The sequence below is a fragment of the Roseococcus sp. SDR genome (genome assembly GCF_019083995.1).
Taxonomy (GTDB): domain Bacteria; phylum Pseudomonadota; class Alphaproteobacteria; order Acetobacterales; family Acetobacteraceae; genus Roseococcus.
Window position 1 is genome coordinate 12,354 of the sequence record NZ_JAHRCU010000012.1, and the last position, 14,764, is coordinate 27,117.

Annotated in this window: 11 protein-coding genes; 6 read left to right on the forward strand and 5 right to left on the reverse strand. The window is 71.8% G+C overall.

The window, feature by feature from the left end:
- Positions 1 to 57 precede the first annotated feature (57 nt).
- From KTR66_RS14295 to KTR66_RS14315, 5 genes are all read left to right on the forward strand, one after another.
- Positions 58 to 774 carry a ribonuclease activity regulator RraA gene (locus KTR66_RS14295; RefSeq protein WP_213613526.1) on the forward strand — a complete coding sequence of 239 codons (717 nt, stop codon included), beginning with the start codon at positions 58 to 60 and terminating at the stop codon, positions 772 to 774.
- Positions 771 to 1,157, forward strand: coding sequence for a hypothetical protein (locus KTR66_RS14300; RefSeq protein ID WP_213613528.1), 387 nt, complete (start codon positions 771 to 773; stop codon positions 1,155 to 1,157). Before KTR66_RS14295 ends, KTR66_RS14300 begins: the two co-directional genes overlap by 4 nt.
- Positions 1,158 to 1,231: 74 nt before the next feature.
- On the forward strand, positions 1,232 to 1,603 hold the full coding sequence (locus KTR66_RS14305) for a hypothetical protein (protein WP_213613530.1): 372 nt from the start codon (positions 1,232 to 1,234) through the stop codon (positions 1,601 to 1,603).
- Positions 1,604 to 1,673: 70 nt separating this feature from the next.
- Positions 1,674 to 2,015, forward strand: coding sequence for a hypothetical protein (locus KTR66_RS14310; protein WP_213613532.1), 342 nt, complete (start codon positions 1,674 to 1,676; stop codon positions 2,013 to 2,015).
- Positions 2,005 to 2,406, forward strand: a complete 402-nt coding sequence (locus KTR66_RS14315; RefSeq protein ID WP_213613534.1) for a thioesterase family protein — start codon at positions 2,005 to 2,007, stop codon at positions 2,404 to 2,406. Before KTR66_RS14310 ends, KTR66_RS14315 begins: the two co-directional genes overlap by 11 nt.
- Before the next feature lie 7 nt (positions 2,407 to 2,413).
- Here KTR66_RS14315 and KTR66_RS14320 read toward each other — a convergent pair whose 3' ends face one another.
- The 5 genes from KTR66_RS14320 to KTR66_RS14340 all read right to left on the reverse strand — a co-directional run bounded on the left by KTR66_RS14320 (position 2,414) and on the right by KTR66_RS14340 (position 13,550).
- Positions 2,414 to 3,412 carry an asparaginase gene (locus tag KTR66_RS14320; protein WP_213613536.1) on the reverse strand — a complete coding sequence of 333 codons (999 nt, stop codon included), beginning with the start codon at positions 3,410 to 3,412 and terminating at the stop codon, positions 2,414 to 2,416.
- Positions 3,409 to 3,843, reverse strand: a complete 435-nt coding sequence (locus KTR66_RS14325) for a hotdog fold thioesterase (protein ID WP_213613538.1) — start codon at positions 3,841 to 3,843, stop codon at positions 3,409 to 3,411. Before KTR66_RS14325 ends, KTR66_RS14320 begins: the two co-directional genes overlap by 4 nt.
- Positions 3,840 to 4,526 carry a CDP-alcohol phosphatidyltransferase family protein gene (locus KTR66_RS14330; protein ID WP_213613540.1) on the reverse strand — a complete coding sequence of 229 codons (687 nt, stop codon included), beginning with the start codon at positions 4,524 to 4,526 and terminating at the stop codon, positions 3,840 to 3,842. Before KTR66_RS14330 ends, KTR66_RS14325 begins: the two co-directional genes overlap by 4 nt.
- Before the next feature lie 11 nt (positions 4,527 to 4,537).
- Positions 4,538 to 5,887 (reverse strand): aminotransferase class I/II-fold pyridoxal phosphate-dependent enzyme, encoded by a 1,350-nt coding sequence (locus KTR66_RS14335; protein ID WP_213613542.1) that lies wholly within the window; start codon positions 5,885 to 5,887, stop codon positions 4,538 to 4,540.
- 295 nt (positions 5,888 to 6,182) lie between these two features.
- A complete protein-coding gene (locus tag KTR66_RS14340) occupies positions 6,183 to 13,550 on the reverse strand; it encodes a type I polyketide synthase (protein WP_213613544.1) in 7,368 nt (2,455 codons plus the stop codon).
- Between the two features lie 364 nt (positions 13,551 to 13,914).
- On the opposite strand from KTR66_RS14340, the gene KTR66_RS14345 reads away from it, so the two are divergent.
- Entirely contained in the window at positions 13,915 to 14,763 is an 849-nt protein-coding gene (locus tag KTR66_RS14345; RefSeq protein WP_213613546.1) for an SDR family NAD(P)-dependent oxidoreductase, read from the forward strand.
- The last annotated feature ends 1 nt before the right edge of the window (position 14,764 follow it).

Here is a 14,764-nt window from a genome sequence, read left to right on the forward strand (position 1 = left end):
CGATTGACGCTGGCCCCGCCCGGGCGGAAAAGCGCCGCATCGTTCAGGAGAACCCCCATGGCGCTTTCCGCCGAGACCAAGGCCAAGCTCGAGAAGATCACCACCGCGACGCTGACGACGGTGCTGCTGAAGAAGGGGCTGCGCAATGTCTGGATGCGCAAGGCCGCGCCCTTCACGCCGGCCGCGCAGAATGTGCGCCTGGTGGGTGAGGCCTTCACGCTGCGCTTCGTCCCCGCCCGCGAGGATCTGGCCACCCCCGCCTCCTGGTCCAGCCCGATCAGCACGCGCGCGGCGATCGAGGCGATGCCCGAGGGCGTGATCGCGGTCGCCGACGCCATGGGCGTGACCGATGCCGGCATCTTCGGCGATATCCTCTGCGCGCGGCTGGCCAAGCGCGGCGTGACCGCCCTGGTGACGGATGGCGCGGTGCGTGACGTGGCGGGCGTGAACGGCACGGGCCTGCCCGTGTGGTGCGCCGGCGGTGCGGCGCCGCCCTCCGTCGCCGGCCTCACCTTCGTCTCCTGGCAGGAGCCGATCGGCTGCGGCGGCGTGGCCGTCTTCCCGGGCGATGTCGTGGTCTGCGATGCCGATGGCTGCGTGCTCATCCCGAAGGACATGGTCGAGGCCGTGACCGAGGAAAGCGTGGAGCAGGAGCGCCTGGAAGGCTGGATCATGAAGCAGGTGGATGCCGGCATGGCGCTGCCCGGCCTCTATCCCGCCAATGCCGAGAACAAGGCGCGCTACGAGGCCGACAAGGCTGCCGGGCGCGCATGAGCGCGCGGCTCGCGGCGGCACTGCTCGTCAGCGCCCTCACCTTGGGCGCCTGCGCCACCGAGCCGCCCGAGCCGCGCCCGGCCACCACGGCGGCCGCCCCGCGCGGCCCGGCCTGCGAGGGCACGCTGCGCGTCACCAACAATTCGGCGCGCATCGTCTCCCGCCTGCATCTGCGCGACGCGGCGCTGACGAATTGGGGGCCGGACATGCTGGGGCGCGATGTGATGGCGCCTGGGCAGAGCAAGACGCTCCGCGCGCCAGGGCCCGGTGTCTATGACATGCGGCTGCTCTGGGCCGACGGCCAGGCGACGGAGCGGCGGCGCGTCACCATCTGCACGGAGACGCCGGTCAGCGTCGGGGATTTCGGGATCACCGCCCGCTGAAGGCGGGGTCGTCTTGCGGCCCCCCGGCCCTTAGTTACACTCGCATCACAACACCGTCATGATCGGAGCTTGTGATGCGCCTTCTCTTCGTCCCTGGGCTTCTCGCCACCGGCCTGCTGCTCGGCGCCTGCACGCCGGATGCGCGGCAGCCCGTCGTGACTTCGGGGCCGGCCGTATGCGACACGAGCATGCGCTTCGTGAACAACTCGTCCAACACGGTGCTCAGCCTCTACTACAGCCACTCCTCCCTGAGCGGCTGGGGACCGGACCGGCTGGGTTCGGCCGTGATGCGGCCGGGGCAGAGCTCCGCGGTGCGGCTCGCCAATGCGGGCAATTATGATTTCCGTGTGGTCTGGGACAATGGCCGCTCGGCCGAGGTCCGGCAGGTGAATGTGTGCCGCGCGTCGCAGATCACGGTCACCAATGCCGGACTGCGGGTGAGCTGACCTCGCCGCAGGGCTTGCCGGCCGGGCGTGCATCCTCTCAGATGCGGGTGTGCAAAAAATAGGAAACGCCATGCTGTCCCGCGCGTCGCTGCTCGCCGTCACCCTGTTGGCGGCGCTGTCCACCGCCGCGCAGGCGCAGCGCTGCGACACCAACATCCGCGTCACTAACGAATCCTCCAGCATCGTGACCGGCATCTACTACAACCCGACCGGCGTCCGGAGCTGGGGCACCAACCGGCTCGGCACCGCCGAGGTCTATCCGCGGCGGAGCGTGCGCTTCCGCCTGGCCAATGAAGTGCCGTATGATTTTCGCATCGTCTGGATCACCACGGCGACGGACGAGCTGCGCAACGTGGATATCTGCCGCATCAGTGAGGTGGTCATCACGGATCGGGGCATGCGTGTCCGCTGAATTTCCCTTCTGGACGGAGGAGAAGCTCCGCATCCAGGACACCGACCTGAATGGCCATGTGAACAACGCCTCCATCGCGGCGCTCTGCGAGGCCGGGCGCGGCGAGATCATCAGCGCCGTCGCCGGCATCCCGCGCGAACGGCCGCTCGCCTCGGCGCTGCGCCGTGTCACGATCGAATATCTCGCGGAGGCGCATTACCCGGGGCTGGTGCGCATCGGCAGCCGGATCGCGAAGGTGGGGAACAGCTCCATCACCATCGCGCAGTCGCTCTTCGTGGAGGGGCGCTGCTTCGCGACCGCCGAGAGCGTGATCGTCTTCACCGATCGCGTCACCCGCCGCCCCGCGCCGATGCCGGACGCTTGGCGCGAGGGCTACGCGAAGCTCGCGTGAGGGGCGCTCAGTATTCCGCGAAGATGCGGTTCAGCTCGGCCGTGTCCTTCGTCACCGTCAGGCCGAGCATGAGCAGGATGCGCGCCTTCTGCGGATTGAGGTTGTCGGCGTTCAGGAAGCCCGCCTCCCGCATCCGCGTCGTGTAGAACATGCGTCCCGAGCCCGCGCGCGTGCTGGCGGCGATGGGCGTGCCAGCGGCCATCGCGGCGGTCATCGCCTCGCCCAGCGCAGGCGTGACGAAGCTGGGCGCGAAGCCGGCGGAAACCAGGCCCTGCGCGCCGGCGGCGATGAAGGCGTCCACCGCCGCGCCATCGGCGCCGGCATAGCAATAGACGATGTCCACGCGCGGCAGGGTGGCGAGGCCACGCACGTCGAACTCCGTCTCGCGGCCCAGCTTGCGCAGCGGCCGGCGATACCAGGCGATGGCGTCGGCGTCGGCATGGGCGAGGCAGCCGAAATCCGGGCTGCGGAAGGTCTGCAGGCGGGAGGTGCTGGTCTTGGTCACCTCGCGCGCCGCATGCACCTCGTCATTCAGCAGCACCAGGGCGCCGAGGCCGCGCGCGCGCTTGTCGCCCGCCACGCGGCAGGCATTGGCGAGGTTCATGCCGGCATCCGACGAGAGGCCCGAGGAAGGCCGCTGCGCGCCGACAAGGACGACCGGCACCTCCACCTTCACGGTGAGCGAGAGGAAATACGCCGTCTCCTCCAGCGTCGCCGTGCCATGCGTGATGACGATGCCGTCCAGGCCGGGAATGTCGGCCACCACCTGGTCGCAGAGGCGGACGAGTTCCAGCCACTCCTTGGGGCCAAGCGCGGTGGAGGGCACGGCCGCGTATTTCACCGCGACCACCTCGGCCACCTCATGCACCTGCGGCCAATAGGCAAGGAGCTGCTCGGCATCCATCACCTTGCCCAGCGTCGCGTAGTCCGCGATGTCGAAAGGCCCGCGGCCGAGCGAGCCGATGGTGCCGCCGGTGCCGATCAGCGCGATTTTGGGCTTGCTCACTTGCTGGGCTTCCTCTCGATGATGGAGGTGGTGAGGCGCGAGACGCAGAAGAGTTCACCATCCTCGCGCCGCAGCTCGATGTTCCAGACATGCACGCTGCGGCCGATGCGGACCGGCGTGCAGAGGCCGAAGGCGCGACCACCCTTGGGCAGCGGGCGCAGATGGTTCGCGTTGATCTCGAGACCGACGGCCATGAAGCCCGGCTCGCAGGCCATCATGGAGGCGACGCTGCCCAGCGTCTCGGCCAGCACGACGGAGACGCCGCCATGGATGATGCCGAAGGGCTGCACGTGACGTTCATCCACCGGCATCTCGCCGCGCAGGAAATCGGGGCCGATCTCGGTGATGCGGATGTCGAGCAGGCCGTTGACCGAGCCATGGGCGCGGCTGTGGATTTCCTCCGGGGTGGTGTGCTGGCGCCAGATGCTCACGCGTCGTTCTCCTCGGCCCGGGCATCGGCCCGCGCCTGCCGTTGGTCGGCGAGGCCCGCCGCACGGATGTCACGGCGCAGGACGAAGCCGAAATTCACCAGCATGATGCCGGCCCACAGCAGGGAGAGTCCATCCAGCACCGAGAGGCCGAGCCCAGGCACCATCGCGAGGAACACGCCGGGCAGCAGATAGAGCAGCGTCGCGAGGAGCATGAAGCAGACGCGCAGCTCCGTCGTGCCGACCGTGTCGATCGCGAGGTTGTGCACGCCGGTGATGAGCATCCGCGCCAAAGCGAGATTGCTCAGCAGCATGTACAGCGCAAGCAGGAGGAAGGGGATGGGCAGGGAAACGAGGCCCGAGGCTGCGAAGCCCACCGTCACCAGCGTGTAGGAGATCAGGTCCACGCCATTGTCCAGCACGAAGCCCTGGACCTTGCGCTCGATGCGGCGGTGGCGGGCCACCTTGCCGTCCAGCGAATCCCCCAGCCAGTTCAGCCCGAAGCCCAGGAAGACCAGGAGGAGCGAGAAGAGGCTCGAAACGCCGAGCGCGAAGCCCGCGGCACCAAGCGCCGCGCCGAAGATGCCGATCCCGGTGAGCGTATCGGGGCCGATACGGGCCGGCACATGATGCACCATGGCATCGAGCAGCCGCGCCTCAGGCTTGGCCAGCCAACCCCCATTCACGCGTCGCGGGATCACGACCGATCGAGGATCGTCGCCACGGCGTCGAGAGCGGTGTCGATCTGGGCGCGCTCATGCGCCGCCGAGAGGAAGAAGCGCAGACGCGAGGTGCCCTTGGGTACGCCCGGGGAGCTGACGGGGAAGCTGTAGATCCCCATCCGCTCGAGCTCCTGGGCCATGGCGAAGGTGCGGATGTCGGTGCCGAGGATGACGGGTGTCACGCCGAAGCCCCAGCTCGACCCCACATCGAGGCCGCGGGCGCGGGCGCCGGCGAGGAAATGCGCGCCATTGGCCTGGAGCGCCGCCACGCGCTCCGGCTCGCGGCGCATGATCTCGAGCGCCTTGAGCGAGGCGGCGGCGACGGGCGCGGGCATGCCCACGCTGTAGACCAGGCCGGGCGCGCGGGCCTTCAGGATGTCGATCAGCACCTGGCTGCCGCAGACATAGCCGCCGCAGCCGACCAGCGTCTTGGAGAGCGTGCCGAACCAGATGTCCACGCGGTTCGGGTCGATGCCGCAATGCTCGGCGATGCCACGGCCCGTGGCGCCGATCACGCCGAGCGAATGGGCTTCATCCACCATCAGCCAGGCCTGGAAACGCTCCTTGATCTCGAGGAGGCGGAACATGTCCGGCCCGTCGCCATCCATGGAGAACAGGCCCTCGGTGACGATCAGCACGCGCTCGAAGAGATGGCGCGTCAGCGTCAGGTAGTTCTCGAGGTCGTCCAGATCATTGTGGCGGAAGGATTTGCGCTGGCAGCGCGCACCCTGCGCGCCGACCACGACGCAATTGTGGATCAGCGAGTCATGGATGATCAGGTCCTTGGGACCCAGGATCGTCTCGATGACGGAGGCCGCGGTGGCATGGCCACTGACGAAGAGGGCACCGGCCTCGGCCTCGTAGATTTCGGCCAGCGCGGCTTCGAGCGCGCGATGCACTGGCCGCTCGCCGGAAGTGATGCGGCTGGCGGAGACGCTGGTGCCATAGCGCCGGCCGGCCTCCTCATGGGCGGCGAGGACTTCCGGATGCCCGTTCAGCGCGAGGTAGTCGTAGCTGGAGAAGTTCAGAAGCTCCCGCCCCTCGATGGAGGTGCGGGTGGCGGCGCGGCCGTCATGGACGCGATAATAGGGATTGGTGAAGCCGAGCGCGGGGCCGACCTGACGCTCCAGCAGGATCTCGCGATAGGCCGGCAGGCTCTCAAAGGAGAGATCGTGCTTCGGCACATCCTGGCGCAGGGCACGGGTGCGAGGCTGACGCCGGTCGGTGACATGCGCCGAGGGAAGCCCGGCCGCAGGCGCAGGCGCGGCCACCTCGCGACCGAGGCCCGTCACATCCAGCTCCGTCGGGGGCAGCCTCAGGTTCATCAGCGCATGGTCTCACTTACAATGTTACATATAACGCGGCAGTTCTGAACCGAAAGTGAACCGTGGGGGGCATGGATTCAAGCGAAAGATCAACCGCTTGTAGATGCTAATGCATGTTCGGAAGAAATTCGAGACTCCAAGAGGCTATTGAGGAGACGTCCCTACGGGTGGGCGGACGCATCAGCCTGGCGATCACGCAGCGCAGCATAAAGCTTGGGCATGCGCCTGAATTGAGAGGCCCTCTTCAAATCGGGCCTCGACTTCGTTTTTTGGCTGGCGGCTGCTCCGGTCCCGATCATTGGGATCTTTGCGCCGAAAGGGTGCCCACGATCCGGCCGACAAGGTCACGGATCGAGCGGTTGCCCCCCATCGTCGTCAGCGGCAGTTCCACGCCCGTCCGCTTCTCCACGCCCAGGCGCAGCTCCAGCGCCATGAGGCTGTCGAGGCCGATGTCGATCAGCGGCCGGTCGGGTTCCACCGCCTCCGGCGGCAGGCGCAGGATGCGGGCCACCTCCTCCCGCATCAGGCCGAGCAGCGCCTCGGTGGCCGCCTCGGGCGAGAGGGCGGAGAGGTCCAGCACCTCATCACCGCCCTTGGGGCCGCCCCCGGCGCCGGCCAGGCCCTGCTCGGCGAAGACATCCGCGAAATAGGGCGAGCGCAGCACGGCGAGCTTGTTCGCAGCGGGCGACCAGCGGATCACGGAATAGGCGCTGACCGGGGGTGCCGCGGCCGGGTCGGCCAGCAGGGTGCCCAGGTGGTGCAGCGCCTCGGCCGAGGTGACGCCGGAGACGCCGGTGGCCGCGCGCAGGCGTTCGGCCAGGCCGCGCGTGCGGGCGATGACGCCGACATCGGAGATGGCGCCCCAGCAGACCGCCAGCGCCGGCACGCCCCGCGCGCGCAGCCCCAGCATCGCGCCCTCGAGGAAGGCATTGCCCACCACATAGGAGGATTGGCCGGGACTGCCCACGAAGGTGGTCGAGGAGGAATAGGCGACGAGGTATTGCAGCGCGTCGCCCGCGATGGCGGCTTCCAGCGCGCGCATGCCGGTCACCTTGGGGCCGAGCACGCGGGCGATCTTCTCGGGCGTGAGGCCGAGGATCATCCCGTCCTCCAGCACCATGGCGCAGTGGATCACGCCGGCGATGGGGCCGAGTTCGGTGCGCCAGCGGGCGAAGGCGGCGGCGACGGCAGCCGCGTCGGTGATGTCCAGCGCCTCGACGCGCAGGTCGGTGCCAGCGGCCCGCGCACGCGCGACGCGCGGGGCCATCGCCTCCTCCACCGCACCGCGGCGGGAGACGGCGACGACCGTGCCCGCGCCCTGCGCCGCGAGCCAGAGCGCGGTCTCGAGCCCGAAGCCGCCGGTGCCGCCCAGCACCACATGCACGCCCGGCGCCGGCCGGAAGGGGGCGGCCTCGGGGGTGGGCGGCAGGGCGACGGAAGCCGGCCGCACCAGGATCTTGCCCAGGTGGCCGGAGGCCTGCATCAGCCGGAAGGCATCCCCCACGCGGCCGCCCTCGAAGGCGAGGTAGGGGATGGGCCTCAGGCGCCCCGTCTCGAACATCACCATGATGACGCTGACCATGCGGCGCACCGCCGCCGGGTCATGCGCCAGGAGCTGGTCGATATCGGCGCCGATATAGGTGATGTTCCTGACGAAGGGACGCAGTCCGAGGCGCGTGTTGTCGTAGAAGTCGCGCTTGCCGAGTTCGACGAAGCGGCCGAAGGGTTTCACGAGGCGCAGCGCGGCCCGCATGGCGTCGCCCGCCACCGAATTCAGCACCACATCCACGCCGCCCACCGCGGCGCGGATCCGGTCCTCGACATCGGTCGCGCGGGAATCCACCACGTGGTCGGCGCCCAGGTGGCGCAGCAGGGCGCGCTTCTCGGCCGTGCCCGCCGCGGCCACGACGATTGCGCCATGCGCCTTCGCGATCTGCACCGCCGCCATGCCGACGCCGCCGGCGGCCCCCTCGATGAGCACCGTCTCACCGCGCTTCAGCCCCGCGCGCTCGATCAGCCCGAACCAGGCGGTGACGAAGGCCACGGGCACCGCAGCCGCCGCTTCCTCCGCCAGCACCTGGCCCAGAGGGAACAGGCGGTCGGCCGGCAGGGTGAGGTGCGAGGCGAAGGCCTGCGCGCCAAAGCCCATCACGGGGTCGCCCGGCTCCAGCCCCTCGACGCCTTCGCCCGCACGCAGCACATGGCCGGCGAATTCGAAGCCGAGCGAGCCGCTGGTCAGCCCCTCGCCCAGGATCTCGGAATCCAGCACGCCCAGGCCCAGCATCACGTCACGGAAATTGAGGCCGGTCGCGGTGACGGCGACCTCGACCTCGCCCGGCGCGGGGGCCAGGCGCGGCCCGGCGGCCCAGGCGAAATCATCCAGGCCCCGCGGACCGATGCCGAGCAGGCTGCGCTCGCCCTCCGCCAACGCACGGGCGCGCGCCTCCATCCGGCGCGTGGCGCGCGGCACCAGGACGCCCCCCGCGGTCAGGCGGAGCTCACGCTCCAGCAGCGGCTCGGCGATGTGGCGTTGGAGCGCGGCCCTCACCGCCTCGGGTGCGGCATCGGGCGTCCAGGCCAGCAGGCAGGTCTCGACGGCGGGAAACTCGTTCATCAGGCAGCGCGCATAGCCGGCCATGGCCTGCGACATGGGCGTGGGCAGGCCGTCCGCGCCCTGCTCCAGCGCCACGTAAAGCCGCGCCGTCGCCTCGCCCTCGCTGAGCGCGATGGCCAGCTCACGCAGGCGCAGCATGCGGGCCGAGAGTGCCGCCGCTTCATCCGGAGCGGTGGCGGGGCCGGTTTCGATCAGCACGGCAGGGCCTTCGGCGGCCGGCACGGCGGCCACCCAGGCGGCGGCCTCGGCCGCGGTGACGATCGGCTGGAGGGCGAAGCCCGGCAGGTGGTCGGCGAAGCCCGTCTCCTCGCCGAGCAGGGCAAGGGTGCGGTGCAGGGGGGGTTCGGCCTCCGTCGGCCGGTGGGGCGGCTGCGCGAAAACCAGCCGCTCGGCGGAGCCCGGAAAGCTCGCCTGGAGCAGCGGGACGAAGCCGTGCTGCGTGAGCGCCTCATCCACCTCGGAGGGATAGGGCCAGACGCCGACGGGCTGCTCGGGCGAGGGCGAGAAGCGGAACCAGCCGGGTGTGGCGGCGTGCAGCACGTCGATGGCCGGGTGGTGCGGCGGGATGGCGACCAGCAGCGGCGGCGCGGCATCGCCGAGGCCGGTCAGCAGGTCGAGCGGGCTGGGCTGCCCGCCATCCAGCGGCATGACGGCGGCGCAGAGGGCGAGGTCGAACACCGCGCCGCCGGGCGGCGTTTCCGGGCCCAGCACGGGCACGGCGCGGGCGGCGCCGGCACGGGCCAGGAGGCGCTCGGCCGCCTCCACATCGGCGGCGAGGATGGCGAGTGAGATCTCGCCCGCACGGAGGCGCGGCAGGAGGCGCGGCAGAAGCCCGGCGAGGCCCGGTTCCAGCAGGAGCAGGCGCAGCCGGCCGCCCTCGCCGGGCGCGGCGAGGCGACCCACCACCGTGGCCAGCGCGTCCAGGCTGGGGGCGGCGAAGACCGAGGCACTCTCTGCCGCGTCCAGCAGGTCGGCATTGGGAGGTGCGTCCTGGCCGGTGGCGAGGATGGCGGGCAGCGCCTCCAGCGCGTGCAGGGCGAGGCGGAGATCGGCGCTCGCCCCCGGGTGGCGCGCCGCGAAGCCGGCCAGCGCCGCACCCAGGGGGGAGACCAGGGGAGACGCCGGAGCGGCCGGCTGACCGGCAAGGCGGCCTGGGAGCACGGGCGCGGCATCGCCGCCGGCCATCTGCTCGGCCTCCTGCCGGGCCTCGGTCAGGGCGCGCCAGATGACACGCGCCGGCGGCGCGATGGGGCCCATGAGGTCGGGGCTGCGCTCGGAGGTGCGGCCCTCCTCGACCCGGCTCACCACATGCCCGGCGATCTCGAGCGCGAGGCCGATCAGGGCCGCGCGGGCGCTGGTGTCGGGCATCGGGATCGGCTGGTCGAGCGCCTCGGCCATGGCGGCGCAAAGCTCGACCGGGCCGGCGCGCCAGGGCTGCAGGCGTTGTTCGATGATACGGTCGGCCTCGCGCCAGGCGGCGAAGGTGACGCGGCGCATCACCACGCCCTCACCCCGGCCGACGAGCCGGCCCTCGGCCGAGAGGAGCTCGATGTCGAAGACACGCGCATCGGCGGCCTGGCGGACCAGGCGCGCGACGGAGCGCGTCACCGGCTCGCCCGGCGTGAAGAGCGAGAGGCGGCCGATCCGCACCGGCAATTCGCCCAGCACCTGCCCGGGCTTCTGCGGGATGCCCAGGAAGATGCCATGGAAGGCGGCGTCATAGCTGCCGGGCTCGAACACCAGCGTGTCCGCGAAGAAGCCGAGGTCGGGCGCCACACCCGCGATCTCTGTGATGACGGTCTGCTCCGCCACGCGGGCGCCGGTCGCCACCTGGAAGGCGCCGCCATAGCCCAGGCGGCAGGCGGCGGTGGCGGCGTAGATCGCCGTCGCGTCGTGCGTGGCGCCACCCCCCGAAGCCAGCACGGGCGGCAGCGGGCGCGGATGCGGCTGGGCGGCGGTCTCGGGGAGGACGGTGCCGCGGGCGTGCAGGGTGAAGCCTGCGCCGGCATCCAGCCGGGGCCGGGCGCGGATCTCCACCACGCGCTCCGCCTCGTGCCACAGGATGCTGACCTCCTGCGGCTGGTCCAGGCTGAGGGCGCGCAGGATGTCGAGGTCGAGGATGCGCAGGCGGCTGGTGCCATGCACCTCGCGCCCCACCGCCACCATCATCTCCATATAGGCGGTGGCGGGGAGGATCACCTGCCCGTCCACCCGGTGCCCCGCGAGGAAGGGCTGCGTCGGCACGCTCAGGATCTGGCGCCACTCGGCCCCGATGGGCGCGACGCGCACGCCGATCAGCGGGTGCAGCGGGCCGCCGCCATGGCTCGGGCCGTAGATGCCATAGGCCTCGGGCGTCGCGGAGATCACGTATTCCTGGCGATCCCAGCGCATCAGCGGCAGGTCGCGCACGCCCGGCGCGGGGGAGGCGGCCGCCGAGGGGGTGGACTGGGGGGTGGACTGGGGGGCGGGCTCGGGGGTGGCAAGCGGCGCGCCCCGCACCACCGCCTCCAGCAGGATGCGGGCGATGGGGTCTGCCTCTTCGGGGCCGCGCGCCTGGGTGAGCGTCGCCATCGCGGCGGCGCGCATCCCGGCATGGCGTGCGACATCGGCCACCAGCGCGCCCAGGATCGGCCGGGGCCCGATCTCGATGAACAGCTCAGCGCGCTCCAGCGCCGTCGTCACCGCATCCTGGAACAGCACGGGGGCGCGGATGTTGGACCACCAATAGGCGCCGTCCAGCGCCGTGCCCGCCACCTCGCTGCCGGTGACGGCGGAGATCATCGGCACGCGCGTCGGCCCGGGGGTGAGGCCCGCCAGCGCCGCGACCGTCTCCTCGCGCCCCGGGTCGAGGATGCGGCTGTGGAAGGGGTAGGCGACGTCGAGCGTGACGGAGGCGATGCGCGCACGGCGGGCGGTGCGCAGCACCTCGGCCAGGCCCCGGCCGGTGCCGGAGAGGGTGGTGGAGCCAGGCGCGTTGCGCGCCGCGATCTCGACCTCGCCGGTCCCGGCCTCGGCCCCGGCCTCGGCGATGATCTCGGCGGCGCGGGCGGCGTCGCAGGCCAGGACGGCCATGCCGCCCAGGCCCTGCACCGCCTCCTGCCCGGCGCTGCGAACGACGATGAGGCGGGCGGCATCCTCCGGCGTCAGCGCACCGGAGGCGGCGGCGGCGGCCACCTCGCCCACCGAATGGCCGAGCACCACATCGGGCCGCAGCCCCTCGGCGGCCAGCGCGGCGCAGAGCGAGAGCTGGATGGCCATGAGCAGGGGCTGCATGGCGCTGGTGGCGGCGATGCGCTGGGCCACATCCTCGGCCAGCATGGTCTCGAGCGGGCAGATGCCGCCGGCGGCGCGGATGCGCGCGGCCCATTCGTCGAAGGCGGCGCGGAAGTGGGCATTGCCGGCATAGGCGGCGCGGCCCATGCCGGGCCATTGCGTGCCGTTGCCCGAAAAGACGAAGGCGACGCGCGCCTGCCGGGCGATGGCCTCACCCAGCGCGACATCGGGGCGCGGCGTCTCGGGCTCCATCAGCGCCGGCGCGACGGCGCCGCCCTGCGCGAGGTCCAGCACGAGGCGATGCGGCAGCCGGTCCCGCCCCACCTGGGCGGCGGCGGCGACGGCGGCGGCGCCGAGCTGCTCCACCGGCTCGACATAGGCGGCGGCCAGCTCCCGCAGGGCGGCCTTGCTGTGCGCGGAGATGACGAGGTAGCGCGCGGCGGCGGCGGCGGCGGCGGCGGGCGCGGGCGTGGCGGCGGGCGCGGTGCCGATCACCGCATGGGCGTTGGTGCCGCCGAAGCCGTAATTGCACAGGCCCGCCAGCAGCGGCCCCTCGGCCGCCAGTTCCACCATCCCGGCGGCCGGGGCCAGGCCCAGGCCCGCCACGTCGATGTCCGGGTTCAGCTCCTCCAGATAGAGGGTCTTGGGGTAGCGCCGGTGCTTCAGCGAGAGGACGAGTTTGGCCAGGCCCGCCATGCCGGAGGCCGATTCCAGATGGCCGATATTGGACTTCACCGAGCCCACGGGCAGTGGCGCGCTGCGGTGTCGGCCCAGCGCCTCGCCGATGGCGCGCGCCTCGATCGGATCGCCCACGCGGGTGCCCGTCCCATGGGCTTCGACGAAGGCCAGCGCGTCGGGCGAGATGCCGGCCTGGCGGTAGATCGCCTCCAGCAGATCCCGCTGGCCGGCGACGGACGGCAGCGAGATGCCGTTGGTGCGGCCGTCGGAATTCACGCCGATCGCGTGCAGCGTGGCGCGGGGGGCGGCGGCGCCCCAGGCGGAACCCAGGCCGGAACGGGGCCGGGCCAGCACCAGGGCCACCGCGCCTTCGGCCCGGACATAGCCGTCACCCTTCGCGGAAAAGGGCCGGCATCGGCCGGTGGGGGAGAGCATGCCGGCGCGGGAGAAGCCGATGAAGGGCGCCGGCGAGGAGAGCATGTTCACGCCGCCGACGATGGCGAGCTCGATGCGCCCGGCCTCCAGCGCCGCCGCCGCCTGGGCGAGTGCCACCACGGAGGAGGAGCAGGCGGTGTCGAGGGTGAGGCTCGGCCCCTTCAGGTCATAGGCGTAGGAAATCCGGTTGGAGACCAGGGCCAGGCTGTTGCCCGTCATGAAATGCGCGTCGAGCGCGCAGACGTCGAGCAGCGGCACGTCGGCATAGTCGGTGGCCGAGGCGCCGAGGAAGACGCCAACCTGCTTTCCGGCGAGGCTGGAGGGGGCGATGCCGGCATCCTCCAGCGCCTCCCACGTCACCTCGAGCATGACGCGCTGCTGCGGGTCCATCTGCTCCGCCTCACGGCGGGACATGCCGAAGGCCGCGGCGTCGAAGAAGAGACCATCCTCCAGATAGCCGCCGGCGAAGGTATAGGCGGTGCCGCGCGCCGTGGTGTCCGGGCTCAGGAAGCGCTCCGGCCGCCAGCGATCGGCGGGCGAAATGTCCCGCACGGCGGAGCCCCCGGCCTCCAGCAGCGACCAGAGGGCGCGGAGATCGCCAGCCCCCGGGAGCCGGACGGCGAGGCCGAGAATGTCGAGCGGAACGGGAAAGTTCAGGATCAACGCAGTGTCCAGGAGGCTAGGGGTGGCGAGGATGGGCCCCATGCGGGTGCCTGCAAAGGGTGGTCTGGTGCGGTGGGTTCAGTCCGGGTGCATCATCCCCTGAACGCGCTGGGGCCGGCCCCGCGGCCCGCCCGGTGTTTTCCTTTCCCACTGGTCCACGCCGGGGTTCCGGCATGCCTCTTCGGCCTTTGCAAAAGACCGTGCAAAAGGCTGTACGCGCGCGAAAGGACATGAAGATTGCCTTCCGCTTACAATCGGATACGCTATTTCCGTTGGCGGATTCAAGTTTCTCCGACCCCCCCTTCCTCCCAAGGGGCCGCCCGCGGGCATGTCCCGGGGAGGCACCCAGCCTGGAGCCCGGACCGTGACCGAGGCGCCACCTGCCCTCCCCGAACATGCGCATGCCCTGCAGGCCAGCCAGCCGGGCTGGGCGCTCGTCACCGGCGGCTCGAGCGGCATCGGTGAGGCCCTGGCGGCCGGGTTGCTGGCGCGCGGCTGTCACCTCGTCCTCGTCGCGCGGGATGCCGGCCGGCTGGAGGCCGCCCGGGCGCGCCTCGGGACGCGGCGCACCGAGGCCCTGGCGCTCGATGTGGGCGATGGTCCGGCGGTGGCCGCCGCCATGGCCGGGTTGCTGGCGCGCCTCGGTCCGCCCGCCTGGGTCGTGACCAGCGCCGGCATCGCCTGGCCCGGCCGCTTCCTGGACCAGCCGCTGGCCGAACATGAGGCGCAGCTGCGGACCAACGCCCTCGGCACCGTGAACGTGCTGCATGCCCTGGCCCCGGCCATGGCGCAGGCCGGGCGGGGGCAGGTCGTGCTGGTCGCCTCGGCCGCGGCACTCGGCGGCTTTGCCGGCTATGCCGCCTATGCGCCCTCGAAATGGGCGGTCCGCGGCCTGGGGGAGGTGCTGGAGCTGGAGCTTGGCGCCCATGGGGTGCGGGTCCTGACCGCCTTCCCGCCCGATACCGAGACGCCGCAGCTGGCGGAGGAGCGCGCGCGGCGCCCGGCCTTCACCGCGCGCTTCGCTGCCGGGCACAAGGCGCTCAGCCCCGGCTTCGTGGCCGAACGCATCCTGGCCGCCGCCGACCGCGGCGCGCGCCGCGTGGCGCCAGGCTTCGGCGCCGGCCTGCTGCTCTGGGCCGGGCGACCCTGGGCGCGCTATCTGGAGGCCGTGCAGCGCCGGCTGCTGCGCCGGCACCCCGAGGATTCCCGCTGAC

Bases quoted from the DNA above. Each gene is read 5' to 3' on its own strand.
- KTR66_RS14295 (WP_213613526.1), top strand. From the start codon at position 58: ATGGCGCTTTCCGCCGAGACCAAGGCCAAGCTCGAGAAGATCACCACC.
- KTR66_RS14300 (WP_213613528.1), top strand. From the start codon at position 771: ATGAGCGCGCGGCTCGCGGCGGCACTGCTCGTCAGCGCCCTCACCTTG.
- KTR66_RS14305 (WP_213613530.1), top strand. From the start codon at position 1,232: ATGCGCCTTCTCTTCGTCCCTGGGCTTCTCGCCACCGGCCTGCTGCTC.
- KTR66_RS14310 (WP_213613532.1), top strand. From the start codon at position 1,674: ATGCTGTCCCGCGCGTCGCTGCTCGCCGTCACCCTGTTGGCGGCGCTG.
- KTR66_RS14335 (WP_213613542.1), bottom strand. From the start codon at position 5,887: ATGAACCTGAGGCTGCCCCCGACGGAGCTGGATGTGACGGGCCTCGGT.